This is a genomic window from Pollutimonas harenae (genome assembly GCF_004153685.1).
Lineage (GTDB): Bacteria > Pseudomonadota > Gammaproteobacteria > Burkholderiales > Burkholderiaceae_B > Pusillimonas_C > Pusillimonas_C harenae.
In genome coordinates, this window is record NZ_SDQD01000001.1 from 1,065,129 (window position 1) to 1,078,524 (window position 13,396).

A 13,396-nucleotide genomic window follows, 5' to 3' on the forward strand; every position below is an offset into this window, starting at 1 on the left:
TAGCGAGCCGTATAATGAAAGTAATCAGAATAAATATTCCGTTTAACGGTATGAAATTAGAGACGCTCATCCTCGACAGCATTACCAAGCTGCCTTCTTCAGCCAGGCATATCGTGGCGTATTGCGCATCGCATGGAGGCCGTTTTTCGGGGGCGTTGGCCCTGCAAACCGGAATTCGCGCGGTCATTTTGTGTGATGCTGGAGTGGGCCTGCGCCAAGCAGGTATTGCATCGCTGGCCATGCTTCAAGACCATGGGGTAGCCGCAGCCACTGTTGGGCACAACACTGCGTGTATTGGTAACGGACAAGATGGCTATGCTCGAGGGCGAATCTCTTATCTAAACGCTGCCGCCGCCGCTTTAGGTGTAGAGGCAGGTGAGCCATGCAGCCAGGCTATGGAAAAGCTGGCCGGGCAAGTGCCTGCAAACGACATGCATGGTGCGTCAGCGACGGCTGTAGCGGAGCAACGCAATATCGTTCATTTGCCTGGGGCGGGGCAGGTCGTATTGGCAGACTCCAATTCATTGGTCACGCAAGATGATGTTGGGCAAATCGTGGTCTGCGGTTCGCATGGCGGATTGCTGGGCAACGATCCACTTTCTGCTGTGCGTTTTGACGTACGCGCCATAGTCTTCAACGATGCGGACCGGGGCATGGATGACGCAGGTCTATCCCGTTTGCCAGCGCTAGACCAGCGCGGTATTCCAGCTGCCTGCGTCAGCGCCTGGACGGCGAGCATAGGCGATGCCCAGTCTAGCTATCAAACCGGCATTATCTCTGCCCTGAACAACACGGCGAAGAACTGCGGTGCACTGTTAGGGATGAGTACGCAGGAATTTGTGTTGCAGCTATCGGCCCAGGCATAGCACATAGCGCCTTTGAATGAAATGTTTGAGAAAGGAAATCCGTAATGACTACACACCAGAAACATTTGCTGAGTGGCGGCGCTGCCGTGGCAGAAATGCTCAGGCGTTACGAAGTGGGCCCGTTGTTTGGCATGGGCGGCTTCCAGTTACTGCCCTTCTATGAAGCTTGCCGCAAGCTGGGCTTGCGCCATACATTGATCAATGACGAACGCTGCGGCGTCTTTGCAGCTGATGCCTATGCGCGAGTAAGTAACCGCGTTGGTGTGGTTGATGCCACCTTGGGGCCAGGGGCGACCAATCTGGTCACGGGTCTGGCCGAGTCATTCAATGCCGGCATACCCATTGTGGCCATTGTGGCTGATGCACACCGTGACCACGCCTGGAAAAACATGACCCAAGAAGCGCGGCAACTGGAAGTGCTGCGGCCGGTATGCAAGGAAGTCATTCGCGTCGAAGCCATTCAGCGCATCCCCGAGCATGTGCGCCGCGCTTTTGCGGTCGCCACGTCCGGCCGTCCTGGTCCAGTTGTCATTGCCATTCCCGAAGACATATCGCATGGCGAACATGAGTTTGACGACGCCGATCTGTTCACGGATCCGGCGACGGCAGTTTTTCAGTCACGGCGTACCCGCCCAGATGGCCGCGATGTCGCGCAGGCTGCCGCCCTGATTGCTGGCGCTGAACGTCCCTTGTTGTTGGTAGGAGGCGGCATCCATATTTCACAAGCGTCCGATGCATTGCTTGCGCTGGCGCGCCAGGAAGGCGTACCCGTGGCTCATAGCATGAGCGGCAAGGGAGCGATTGCTTGTACTGACCCCTTGTCAGCGGGCGTGTTTGGTCGCTATGACCGTATTGCCAATGACCTGATCGCTGCGTCAGACTGTTTGATTGTCGTAGGATGTAAATTGGGCGAAGTAGCCACCAAGCGCTTTACCGTCATTCCCCCAGCCACACCTCTTATTCATATTGATGTACAAGCCGAAGAAATTGGACGCACCACCAAAGCAGACATTGCTTTGGTGGGCGACGCCCGGCTAGCATTGGAAGACATTGCTGCGGCGCTTGGCGATGGCCGTCAGCGCCTGGCGGCACGCGCCGACTACCTGGCGGAAATTCCGGTAAAAATGGCCAAATGGAATGAAACCGCCAAAGACCGGACCACCTCGAAGGAAACGCCAGTAAATATCGGCCGCATCATGGGTGAGCTCAATCGCTCGCTGCCCGACGACGCGGTACTGGTTGCTGACGGCGGGTTCGCGGCGCATTGGGGCGCATTGCTGTTCGACACCAAAAAAGCAGGCCGACATTTTGTGGCAGACCGAGGTTTTGCCTCGATTGGCTATGGCCTGCCAGGCGGCATGGGCGCCAAGATCGGCGTGGGTTCCGACCGTGTGGTGGTGGCCCTGACGGGCGATGGCGGTTTCAACATGACCATGGGCGAACTGGAGACCGCCAAACGCCTGGGTGTTAGCTTTGTGCTGTGCATCTTCAATAATGCGGCGTCGGGCTATGTTAAGGCCTTGCAGCATTCAGTGTACGGCGCGGGCAACTATCAGTCGTCCGACCTGCACGAAATGAACTATGCCAACATCGCCAATAACATGGGCTGCCTGGGCATACGTGTAGAAGACCCTGAAGACTTGGCAGCGGCCTTTGAGAAAGGTTTTGCCAACAAGGTCAGCCCTACTGTGCTTGATATTGTTGTCACCCGGGATCCGGCGCGTATGCTGCCTGCAGTAGACAACCGTATTCTCAAGGTCAATAAGGGGGATAGGCCAGTTTGAGGTGGCGGCTACTTTCCATTCAAAGATCGCTGTAATCGATGCTTCATTTCCTTGGCTGTTTCTATTACTTGTTCAACGAACTGAGTCACTATTAGTGATCGCGGCTTATTGGAAATCAAGATGGTTAAAGGAAAATGCGGAAGCGTTTTTGGGACTGTAGGTCGCTACCATACTCATACTGTTCTGAGTGATTAGCAAGGGTTTGGGAGTGCTGTCACTCTGACAGCGCCTCCCACACCCGCAACGTAGCCGCCGACCCCAACACCTGCGGATGCGCATACAAAGCAATAGGCAGTGATATTGATCTGAGCTCACCTTTCAGTAATACCAACTGGCCGGTATCGATTTCACGGCGCACCATGCTTTCTGGCAGCCAGGCCGCGCCCAGGCCGGCTATGGCCATTTCTTTGATGCCCGCCAGAAAGTGGGATTCATTCACGATTTGAATGCGGTGCTCGTGGTACAGGCAGTTCAACCCGCGCCTGTACAGGCTGCGGCCCACAAAGCTATCTGCGGGAAAAGCCAATAGCCTGAATGGGTCTTTGCCGCCAAGCTTGTGCAGTGGCTTACCGCCAGGGCCGGCGACGCTGATGGGTACGAATTTCTCCTCACCCAAATACAGTCTTTCTGCGCCGGGTAGTTCTATGCTTGTCGATCCGTCCTGATCTTCCATGCACATTAGTAGGTCGGCTTCGCCGCGCAAAAACGCCGACAGGCATTGCTCGTAGTCTTCCGATAGCACGCGCAGGTCTACGTTAAGGCTGGGCACGCGGCTTAGTTTTTCAAAGAGGTGGGGCAGGCGGGTAATCGTCAAGGAGTGCTGCGTGGCAAGCACGAGTCGCGTGGCGCCGCGGTTTTCCGACTGCATGCGTATGCGTATCTGCTCTGCGTCGGACGTCAGGGCTTGCAGTTGCGGCAGGAAGCGGCGGGCCACTGGTGTCAGGCGTATGGGGTTGGCGGATCTATCGATCAGGCCTACGTCCAGCCATTGTTCAAAGGCCTGGATGCGTCTGGATAGGGCAGACTGGCTGCTGTGCCTAAGGGTTGCAGCTTTGGATAAAGAGCCTGTCTCGGCGACGGCGAGCAGGTCTTGTAGCCAGACTAGCTTCATGGGAGTTTTACTCTAGCGAAGGTTATGCGTTTTTTGCATGCGGCCAGGAAAATATAGCGCTGGCCGCTCTGTATGACGGGGCGTAGGATGGATGTCATTCATTAACCAGGAGCCCGCTGCCGTGTTGCACTTAGCCAAGTACCCCCGTGTTCGTTTAGGCCATTTTCCTACTCCTTTGGAGTTTATGCCGAATCTGACTCGTCTTCTAGGCGGGCCCAATATCTATATCAAGCGCGATGATTGCACGGGCTTGGCGACGGGCGGGAATAAAACACGAAAGCTGGAGTTCTTGGTGGCGCAGGCCATGGAGCAAGGTGCCGATACCTTGATCACGCAAGGTGCGGTGCAATCCAACCATGTGCGGCAGACCATTGCCGCCGGTGCGCGCTTTGGTTTGCAGACAAAAGCCTTGCTTGAAGAACGGGTAACCGATGCCTCCGACGACTACGACCATTCAGGCAATGTGATGCTTGATAGCCTCATGGGAGGCGAAATTGTCGCGCGGGTGCCGGCTGGCACCGACATGAACGAGGCCATGGGCAATCTGGCCAAAGAGCTGACGGCGCAAGGCCGCAAGCCTTATGTCATTCCCGGTGGCGGGTCCAATCCTGTGGGTGCCCTGGGTTATGTGGCCTGCGCTCAAGAACTGCTTACTCAGTCTTTCGAGATGGGTCTGCGTATTGATCACGTTGTGCACGCAACAGGTAGCACGGGCACCCAGGCGGGTTTGCTGGTGGGCTTGGGTGCAAGCAATAGCGGTATTCCTGTCTATGGCGTGAGTGTTCGAGCCGCCAAGCAGGCCCAGCAAGACAATGTCTGGAAGCTGGTACAGGCCACGCTTGATTTCATGGGGCTACCCGAAGGCAGTGTTACTCGGGAGCAGGTGGTGGCCAATTCTGACTACGTCGGCGACGGCTACGGCATTCCTACCGAGTCCATGATCGAAGCGGTGCGTATGTTGGCTCAGCAAGAGGCCATTTTGCTGGATCCGGTCTATTCCGGAAAAGGCATGGCCGGCCTGATCGACCTGATCCGCAAGGGGCATTTCAAGGCCGGAGAGAACGTGGTGTTCGTTCACACGGGGGGCGCGGTCGGTCTGTATGGATACCGCTCGATTTTCTGAACATTAACATCAAGGAGGTGACAATGACGATAAGAACAAATTTGGTGCAAACGGTGGCTTTTAGCCTGGTGGCCATGACGGTAGGCGCTTCGTCGGCTTATGCGGCCGACGACGGATCGGACTTTCCGAAACAGCAGCCCATCAAGCTGATTGTGGGCTATCCGGCGGGTGGCAGCACCGACCTTAACGGGCGCTTGCTGGGCAAGGCATTGGCCGAGCGCTTGGGCCAGACCGTGGTGGTTGAAAACCTGGGCGGTGCGGGCGGTGCCATTGCCGCGCAAAAGGTCGTGAACGAACCCGCCAATGGCTATTCTTTGCTGGTGGGTGCGGTCAATGAGGTTGTGATTGCACAGCTGGTGAATCCCAGCGTCAAGTATGACGGCTTGAAGGATTTCACGGCTATTGGCTTGATTGGCTCCCAGCCATTGTTGCTGGCTGCATCAAAAGACTCGAAGATTGGCGGCATGGATGACTACATCAACATGACCAAGCAGGGTGATTCGGCATCATACAATTTTGGCTCTTCCGGGGTGGGCACTGCTCTGCACTTAACCGGCGAAATGATCAATACCGCCACCAAAGCCGAGGTGCAGCACATCCCTTACCGGGGCGTCTCGCCTTTGGTAACCGATATGCTGAGCGGGCAGCTTGATTTTGGGGTGTTTGGTCTATCGTCCGGGCTTCCGCATGTTCAGTCAGGTGCCATTAGCGCTATTGGCATTACGTCGGATGAGCGTTCATCTATCGCCCCGGACATCCCTGCGCTATCCGAGAATCCAATATTCAAAGACCTGAACGTAAGTTTGTGGTTCGGCCTGTTTGGCCCGGCCAATATGCCCGAGGCGGTTGTAGCCAAGCTTAAAACTGCCCTGAACGATGTTGTACAGGATCAGGCCTTTCAAGAAGAGTACAAGCGTACCGGCGGCACGGTTATTTCCAATCCCGTTAATATGAAGGAGTTCCTTCAGCAAGAACAGGCAACCTACAAGCAAGCTGTTCAGCAAGCCAATATTGGAAGATAGACTTCATGAAAGATGACCGTATGGCGTTCAATGTAGAAGTGCCCGATCTTAGCCAGGAGCGCGTGGGTAACGTGGGCCTGCCGGGTGTGTGGCATTTTGACTCGGGCAAGCCCGGCCCCAGCGTGCTGATCACGGCGCTGGTTCATGGCAATGAGCTATGCGGCGCATGGGCCCTGAAGGAACTGCTGGCGCATGGCGTCGATGTTCAGAACGGCAAACTCACCCTCATGTTCTGCAACCTGGCGGCATTCGATACCTTCGATATCAGCAAGCACGATGCTTCGCGATTTGTGGATATTGATTTCAACCGAGTGTGGACCGAAGCGCGTTTGGGCAATACCTCTTTAGTTGAAACACAACGCGCGGCGGCTTTGCGGCCCTGGGTGGAGCAGGCCGACTACCTGCTTGATATCCACTCCATGCACGAGCCGGCGCCGCCGGTGCTGGTGGTGGGCACCCTGCCCAGGAATATCGAACTGGGCGTCGAGGCCGGTATTGCGGAATACGTCATTGTGGATCCCGGTCATCCCGACGGGGTGCGTATGCGTGATTTCGCACAGTTCGGCGAGCCTTCGGGTGATGCGCGCGCCTTGTTGATCGAATGCGGTTATCACGGCGATCTGTCTTCCATCGATATTGCGCGCTTTGCGGTACAGCGCATACTTGCCCTGAGCGGCATCATGGACACTGACCGCCTGCCTGCACAATGGCTGGAACAGCAGCGGCAGCCGGTGGCTCAACCCACCGTGCTGACGGTAACTGAGCCAGTCGTGGCCGCCTCCATGGACTTTACGTTTACCGAGCCATGGCAAGGCATGGAAATGATCAAGCAGCAAGGAACGGTTATTGGTCACAACAATGGTCAGCCCGTCACGACGCCTTACGACAATTGCACCCTGGTCATGCCTTCGTTAAGGCAGCTGATTCCGGGTGTGACCGTTGTGCGGCTGGCGCGTACCGAACTCGCTCAGAACGACTAAGGCATACGCCCCTGCGCCGGACATTGCCACTATGAATAAGACTACCGCCAGCTCCACCCAGGTCGCCATCAACGCCGAACGGCTGTGGCGCAACATCGAAGCCTTGTCGTCCTACACCGATCCGGCGCTGCCCTGGACTCGCCGGGCCTTTACCGAGCTGCACCAGCAAGGCCGCGAGTGGCTCAAGGCGCAGATGGAGCTTGCCGGGCTGAAGGTAGAGGTGGATGGCGCGGGCAATATGATAGGGCGCCGCCAAGGCCGAAACCCCGATGCGCTGCCATTGGTGACGGGCTCGCATACCGACACGGTGATGGCTGGCGGCCGATTCGATGGGATTCTTGGGGTGCTGGCAGGCATCGAAGTGGCTCATGCGCTCAAAGACCATGCGCTTGAGCTGGACCACCCGCTGGAGGTCATCGATTTCATGTCGGAAGAGCCCAGCGATTACGGCATATCTTGCGTAGGAAGCCGCGCCATGGCGGGCAAGCTGGACGCCACCATGCTGGCCGCCCGCGACCACAAGGGTGAGACCCTGACCCAAGGCCTGGCCCGCATGGGCGCGCAGTCTACGGATATTCCTGGCGTCCAGCGCGCTCAACACTCTACAGCGGCCTATCTTGAGCTTCATATCGAGCAAGGCCCTGTGCTCGAACAGAATGGCTTGCCCATAGGCGTCGTGACGCACATCGTAGGCGGGCGTCGGATGGCGCTGACATTCCTGGGCACTGCCGGGCACTCCGGCACCACGCCCATGGCGCTCAGGTCTGACGCGCTGGTGGCGGCCAGCCTGGTGGTTGCCGAAGCTTCGCGGCGCGCCAGCCGCTTGAATAGCCCGGACCGTTATGTGGTGGCAACGGTGGGGCGCCTTTTGGTGGAACCCAATATGGCCAACGCCATACCGGGCAAAGTGGATTTGGTGCTGGAAGTGCGCAGCGACAGCGACGCCTTGCTGGACAGCTTTCCTGAAGCGCTTTTAGCTGGGCTGAATGCCGAGTTGGCGGCACTGAAGGTGCAGGTTTCCATGAAAGAACTGACACGCTCTTACGTGACGCAGTGCGATCCGGTATTGATGGATGCCATCGAGACGGCCGCATCGGGGCTCGGTTATTCCACCATGAAGTTGCCCAGCGGTGCCGGTCACGATGGCGTGTATTTCAGCGCAACCGGCCCCATAGGCATGATTTTTGTGCCTTGCCTGGATGGCCGTAGCCATTGCCCGGAAGAGTGGGCCAGCCCTGAAGCAGTTGGCGCGGGTACGCAGGTGCTGCTTCAGGCTTTGTTGGGGCTGGATGGTGGGTTGGGGAAGACGTAAGCGCTAACATCTGCCGCCCAGGCCGTTTTGCTGGTAACGGCTTGAAGCCGGCCTAAAACGCCCAACTCACGTTCACCCTTGCGCCATGATCCTGGCGCCCGGATGCGTACTGCCCCGCATAGCTAAAGCCCAGTCTGCCGTGCTTGGCCAGACTGGCTTCCACACCCAACTGCAGCGACCAGGCATGTCTCGCCAGCGCCAACCCTTCAGATGTAAACACCGTTTGTTTGGGGCTGTCGCGAAAGCTTTGTCGGCTATAGCTGCGTACATCGCCGCTGGCGTGATGCCATGCCAGTTCACCTCGCAGTTGAGCCTGACCATTGGGTATATGCAGGGTATGCACCGCCTTGAGCCCCAGACTTGAAAACAAAACTGTCTGGTCGGACGATTCGACTGTCAGCGCGGCCATGTCGCCTTGTTCGCTATAGCCGCGGGTTTGTTGCCTTACCCATGCAAAGCGGATGAAGGGGATCAGGCGTGATAGCGGTGCGGTGAACTCGGTAAATAGCTGCAGGGTCTTGCCTCGATAGCGACCCGTTGGGCTGTCGTTCAGACCGGCTGTGCTCAGGCTGCGTCGGGAGTTGACGGCATGCCAGCCGTGCGTGGCGCCCAGTATCCATTTCAGGCCGCGCCAACCACGCGCCAGGGTCAGTCCTACATACTGGCTGTCTATGTTGGCGTGGGTATCGAGCGCTGTGCGCCACATGCGGCTTTGTTGTACCCCCAGGTAGGCACTTGCGCTAAGGTTGTCACTGATGTGCTGCGTACCGCCCAGCACCAGGCCGCCGGTGTCGCGATTGTCGCCGGGTGTGCCTTGCGCGGCGTTGCGGCGCGCCGATGAGTACCAGGCGTGTTGCCAGGCATGACTGGTTGTATGGGTAGCACTCGCGTGCTGCAATGCGGCTTCGCGAACGAAACGGCTGTCATCCAGCATGCGGGATGCAATCGACGCTGCCCAGCTGCCTGACAGTTGCTGAAAGGCCTGGCGTGCCTTGGGCTTGTCCAGGGTAATGATGTGGTCTTGCAGGGCGGGGTTGCTGCCGCCTTCTTGGTCTATGACTTGTGCCACCTCGTCTTCGGTCGGTGTTTCGCCGGCTTCCTCCAGTGGGGTTTCGTTGCGGACCAGGCTCAGGTAAACGTGCTGGGTGTCATAACTGAGCTCGGGTTTCAGAAAAGGCATATTGGCGGCGTCGGCAATCGTGGTGGCGCGGGCAAAGCGCGTGTCGCCCAGGCCCTGGTCGGCTTGCAATATGGTGTAGTGTGTGCGGGGCTGCCAGTCGCCGTCTTGTGCCCGAACCAGCACTTGCCCGGCCAGCTCGGCCGTTTCCAGCACTTGTACCTTGTCCGACTGGCCGTCGGCCTGCACATTGATTTCCAGGGTGGCATCAGCTTCGAGCTGCAGCCGGCGCATGACTATCATGGCGGGCGCGCTCGATAGGCCGGGGGCCAGGGTGCCACCGCCTTGAATCAGGACCGAATCGATGGCGCCGCTGCCTTCCAGGCGTGCGCCTCGTCTGACGTGTATGGGGCCGGCAAAGAAGCCGCCTATGGCCAGGCTGCCTTGCTCGACCACGGCGAGCGTAGGCGTAGTGACGTAAGCAGGTAAATAGAGTCTGCCGGCACCCTGCTTGCTGATGGGCACAGAGCCCACTACGGCTCCGTACTGTGTGGCGGTGCCCTGATCCACCCGCCACGTTACGGCTTCATTGGGCTGTGTACCAGGCTGCAGCTGTATGACGTTGTACACAGCGGCGTCTGCGGCATAGTTCAAGCTTGTGCCCGAGTACATGTGCAGCGTTCTGTTGGTGGTGCCCAGGGCGTTGTTGCCCTGTACGCCCAGTGTGCCTTCGTGCAGCAGGGTATTGCCGTTGTACTGGTTCTGGCCCGACAGCACTAGCGTGCCGCCGCCATACTTGGCCAGGCTTTGTGTTGAACCTGCCACGCTGGAAACCGGTCCCGATATATGCAGGGTGGTATTCGCGTCGGTATGGATGGCTGCTTCGTGCTGGTCGATGTGAAATGCGCGAGATGATTCAAAGCTGGCGGCGGTGTACAGACCGTCTTTTGAAAAAACAAAAGGCACATTGGGTAAACCCAATTGTGCCTCGGTGTGTACCCAGTCGCTGCCAGGAGGTGGAGGTGTAGCCGATACGGATGCGCACATTGCAACTGAAGTGATGGTGAGCAGCAGTACGTGTTTATACGTCATAGTGTTCTCCGAAGGATGAATGTGTCACTTTTGCGACCGGCGCATTATGAAACATTTGGAACACTTTAGATATATATTTGGCCCTATGCTACGATCTTTATACGATTTAGTTAACACACATCAAGAAAAGGCACGCCATGACCTGCTACGCGCTGGGAGACCTGACGCCCGAGATTCACGAGTCTGCTTTTGTGGCAAACGAAGCCACGATTATTGGGCAGGCCATCATGCATGAAGGCACCAGCATTTGGCCGGGCGCGGTCATCCGGGCTGACAACGAGCCCATTGTGCTCGGCAAAGACTCCAATGTGCAGGAAGGGGCAGTACTGCACGTAGACCCGGGCTGCCCGCTGGTCATCGGCGAGGGCGTAACCATTGGGCATCAGGCCATGCTGCATGGCTGCACGGTCGAGGACGGCTGTCTGATTGGTATTCAGGCTGTTGTCATGAACGGGGCAGTCATTGGCAAAAACAGTCTGGTGGGGGCGGGCGCCGTGGTCACCGAGGGCAAGGTATTTCCCGAGCGCTCCCTGATTCTGGGCGCGCCGGCCAAGGCGGTGCGCACGCTCACCGACGAACAGCTGGTCGGTTTGCGCAACAATGCCGTCACCTACCGGGATCGTGCCCAGGACTATAAAAAGAATCTGAAGGCGCTGTAGTCAGGTCAGGTTGTCGCGCAGCCATTGCTCGCCTTCGGCGGCAAGGTCCATCATGCGCTTGATGATCAGGGCATCGGCCTGGCCATGGGCGCGCATGGCGTCGGTAAACGCTTCCATGCTGGCCGTGGTGGGGAACCAGTCTTTTTCGGGCTGTAATTCCAGGCCCTCTATATGCTTGATGTTGCCGTTGGGCAGTAAATACCAATTATTCATGCCGTCATGGTAAATCAATTATGATATTGAGCCTTTGCCATGGCGGTATTTTTGTCGTCTGGCCGTCCCCAGCCGAAGGCGCGACGCGACGGCTTTATATCGTTGGAGTTTCATGATGGGTCGGGTCAGCCCCACATCAGTTTCCACACCTGCTTACGGCGCGACGCGCCCGGTGGCTGGTATAACCGTCCTGGTTTTATCGACATGGGCGCTCTCTACGCTCGATGCCAGCGGCAAATGGGTCATGAATGCCGGGGTGTCGCTGCTGATGCTGTGCTGGGTGCGCTATGTGCTGCATCTGGTATTGGTGCTGGCCCTGGTACTGCCCACGCGCGGCCTGTCGGTGTTGCGCACGATACGGCCTCGGGCGCAGATCGTGCGCGGTTCGGTCATGTTGCTGTCCACCATGTCGTTCTTTACGACCCTGCATTATTTGCCGCAGGCCGAAGCGACCGCCATTAATTTCCTGGCGCCACTGATTGTCCTGGCGGTCGCGCCCTGGGTGCTGAAAGAGCCGGCACGTCTGTCGCGCTGGGTCGCGGCCGGGGTGGGTTTTCTGGGGGTGCTGGTCATTATCCGGCCCGATGCGGGCCTGGATACCGCCGGCACAATGTTCGGCTTGCTGACGGCCTGTCTGTTTGCCTGTCAATTCATTGCCACGCGGCGCGTGGCGGTCGATGGTCCCTTCACTACGCTGATCTGGAGCGGTGCGGTGGGCAGTGTGGCGCTGACTGCGGCCTTGCCGTTTGTGCTGCCGGCGGCGCTGCCTGTGCTGTCGTCCCTGAGCCCCTTGCAGTGGGTGGTACTGGCCTCTACCGGTTTTTGGGGGGCGCTCGGACACTTGCTGCAAATACAGGCGTATCGCAATGCGCCGGCCTCGATGCTGGCGCCTTTTGTGTATTTGCAGATTATCAGTGCTGCGGGTCTGGGTTGGCTGATATGGGGACAGTTCCCTGATCCGCTGACCTGGCTGGGTATTGCCGTGGTGTGCGCCAGTGGTATTACCATAGGCGTAGTGGAATGGCGCAGACGTAAATTATAATCGGCCCCATGAGCAAAAAAATACTGATAGTCCGCACGTCTTCGCTGGGTGACCTGGTGCACATGCTGCCGGCTATTTCAGATATTGCCCAGCACGTGCCTGGTGCGCAAATCGACTGGGTCGTCGAAGAAAGTTTCGCCGAAATTCCTGGCTGGCATCCGGCTGTGCACGAAGTCATTCCCGTTGCGCATCGTCGCTGGCGCAAGCACTGGTGGGCGCAGCAAACGCGCAACGAGCGCGCAGCGCTACGCAAAAACCTGGGTGCCCGCCAATACGATGTCGTGCTCGACATGCAGGCCCTCATGAAGTCGGTATGGCTGGTGCGCCAAACACACGGGAAGCGCCACGGACTTGACCGCAAATCGGCACGCGAACCGTTGGCCTCTTTTTTTTACGACGTCAAGCATACGGTTAAATTCTGGCAGCCAGCCGTCACGCGCCAGCGCGAACTGGCCGCGGCTGCGTTTGGCTATCAGTACGAAGGCGAGGCCGATTTTGGCCTTGACAGCATTACCGATGGTGTTCAGGTTGAGCCTTATGCAGTGATCATGCCCTCGGCCAGCCGCGACGACAAACTCTGGCCCGAAGAAGACTGGCAAAAGGTGTTCACGCGTTTGCATGAACACAATCTCGATTTGAAGCTGCTGTCGGGCAGCCCCGCCGAAACCGAAAGGGCCCGCCAGTTGGTCGAGGGTAATCCGCGCGCACAGGTCTTGCCGCGCATGAGCCTGACCGACGTAGCCAAGGTGCTGGCTGCGGCGCGCATGATGGTGGGGCTTGATAGTGGCCTGACTCACCTGTCGGCCGGTCTGGGCCGGCCCACCATAGGTTTGTACAAGGCTTCCACCCCTGTACGTACGCCCCTTGAGGGCCCGGCCTACACGGCCAGCCTGGGCGAGCGCGGCAGTGCACCTTCAGCTGAAACCGTCCTGAGTGCGATCGATCAGGCGCTCGATTTTGACGACTCGGCACATGCTGATTTGACCGGCGGCAACGAGCCAGACTGATACGGCTGTGGGTTGACTCACCTGTTCGACTATCGTACTTTGCCCCATAGTCACATAAGGGGAAGCCG

Annotated in this window: 12 protein-coding genes; 9 read left to right on the forward strand and 3 right to left on the reverse strand. The window is 58.1% G+C overall.

Going from position 1 to position 13,396, the window contains the following annotated elements:
* Positions 1 to 50: 50 nt before the first annotated feature.
* Both ERD84_RS05025 and ERD84_RS05030 read left to right on the forward strand, forming a co-directional pair.
* Positions 51 to 866, forward strand: a complete 816-nt coding sequence (locus ERD84_RS05025) for a hypothetical protein (RefSeq protein WP_167667254.1) — start codon at positions 51 to 53, stop codon at positions 864 to 866.
* 44 nt (positions 867 to 910) lie between these two features.
* Positions 911 to 2,650: a thiamine pyrophosphate-binding protein gene (locus tag ERD84_RS05030; RefSeq protein ID WP_130038508.1), complete on the forward strand. Its 1,740-nt coding sequence runs from the start codon at positions 911 to 913 to the stop codon at positions 2,648 to 2,650.
* A gap of 214 nt (positions 2,651 to 2,864) precedes the next feature.
* Here ERD84_RS05030 and ERD84_RS05035 read toward each other — a convergent pair whose 3' ends face one another.
* Positions 2,865 to 3,761 (reverse strand): LysR family transcriptional regulator, encoded by an 897-nt coding sequence (locus tag ERD84_RS05035; RefSeq protein WP_130038509.1) that lies wholly within the window; start codon positions 3,759 to 3,761, stop codon positions 2,865 to 2,867.
* A 124-nt stretch (positions 3,762 to 3,885) separates the two neighbouring features.
* On the opposite strand from ERD84_RS05035, the gene cuyA reads away from it, so the two are divergent.
* Genes cuyA through ERD84_RS05055 form a run of 4 tightly spaced genes read left to right on the forward strand, consistent with a single transcriptional unit; the run spans position 3,886 to position 8,198 of the window.
* Complete coding sequence (gene cuyA, locus ERD84_RS05040) at positions 3,886 to 4,884, forward strand: D-cysteate sulfo-lyase (RefSeq protein WP_167667327.1); 999 nt, start codon at positions 3,886 to 3,888, stop codon at positions 4,882 to 4,884.
* A 23-nt stretch (positions 4,885 to 4,907) separates the two neighbouring features.
* Positions 4,908 to 5,906 (forward strand): Bug family tripartite tricarboxylate transporter substrate binding protein, encoded by a 999-nt coding sequence (locus ERD84_RS05045; protein WP_130038510.1) that lies wholly within the window; start codon positions 4,908 to 4,910, stop codon positions 5,904 to 5,906.
* A gap of 20 nt (positions 5,907 to 5,926) precedes the next feature.
* Complete coding sequence (locus ERD84_RS05050; protein ID WP_167667329.1) at positions 5,927 to 6,886, forward strand: M14 family metallopeptidase; 960 nt, start codon at positions 5,927 to 5,929, stop codon at positions 6,884 to 6,886.
* Positions 6,887 to 6,917: 31 nt separating this feature from the next.
* Complete coding sequence (locus ERD84_RS05055) at positions 6,918 to 8,198, forward strand: Zn-dependent hydrolase (RefSeq protein ID WP_130038512.1); 1,281 nt, start codon at positions 6,918 to 6,920, stop codon at positions 8,196 to 8,198.
* Positions 8,199 to 8,250: 52 nt separating this feature from the next.
* On the opposite strand, the gene ERD84_RS05060 is transcribed toward ERD84_RS05055, so the two are convergent.
* A complete protein-coding gene (locus tag ERD84_RS05060) occupies positions 8,251 to 10,407 on the reverse strand; it encodes an autotransporter outer membrane beta-barrel domain-containing protein (protein WP_130038513.1) in 2,157 nt (718 codons plus the stop codon).
* Between the two features lie 137 nt (positions 10,408 to 10,544).
* Here ERD84_RS05060 and ERD84_RS05065 point away from each other — a divergent pair, with 137 nt between their 5' ends.
* Positions 10,545 to 11,066 carry a gamma carbonic anhydrase family protein gene (locus tag ERD84_RS05065; protein ID WP_130038514.1) on the forward strand — a complete coding sequence of 174 codons (522 nt, stop codon included), beginning with the start codon at positions 10,545 to 10,547 and terminating at the stop codon, positions 11,064 to 11,066.
* Here ERD84_RS05065 and ERD84_RS05070 read toward each other — a convergent pair whose 3' ends face one another.
* Complete coding sequence (locus ERD84_RS05070) at positions 11,067 to 11,279, reverse strand: hypothetical protein (protein WP_130038515.1); 213 nt, start codon at positions 11,277 to 11,279, stop codon at positions 11,067 to 11,069.
* Between the two features lie 115 nt (positions 11,280 to 11,394).
* Here ERD84_RS05070 and ERD84_RS05075 point away from each other — a divergent pair, with 115 nt between their 5' ends.
* Entirely contained in the window at positions 11,395 to 12,321 is a 927-nt protein-coding gene (locus ERD84_RS05075) for a DMT family transporter (RefSeq protein WP_130038881.1), read from the forward strand.
* Positions 12,322 to 12,329: 8 nt separating this feature from the next.
* The gene (waaC, locus tag ERD84_RS05080) at positions 12,330 to 13,328 is read left to right on the forward strand and encodes a lipopolysaccharide heptosyltransferase I (RefSeq protein WP_130038516.1); all 999 of its coding nucleotides are present in this window, start codon (positions 12,330 to 12,332) and stop codon (positions 13,326 to 13,328) included.
* Positions 13,329 to 13,396: the final 68 nt, after the last annotated feature.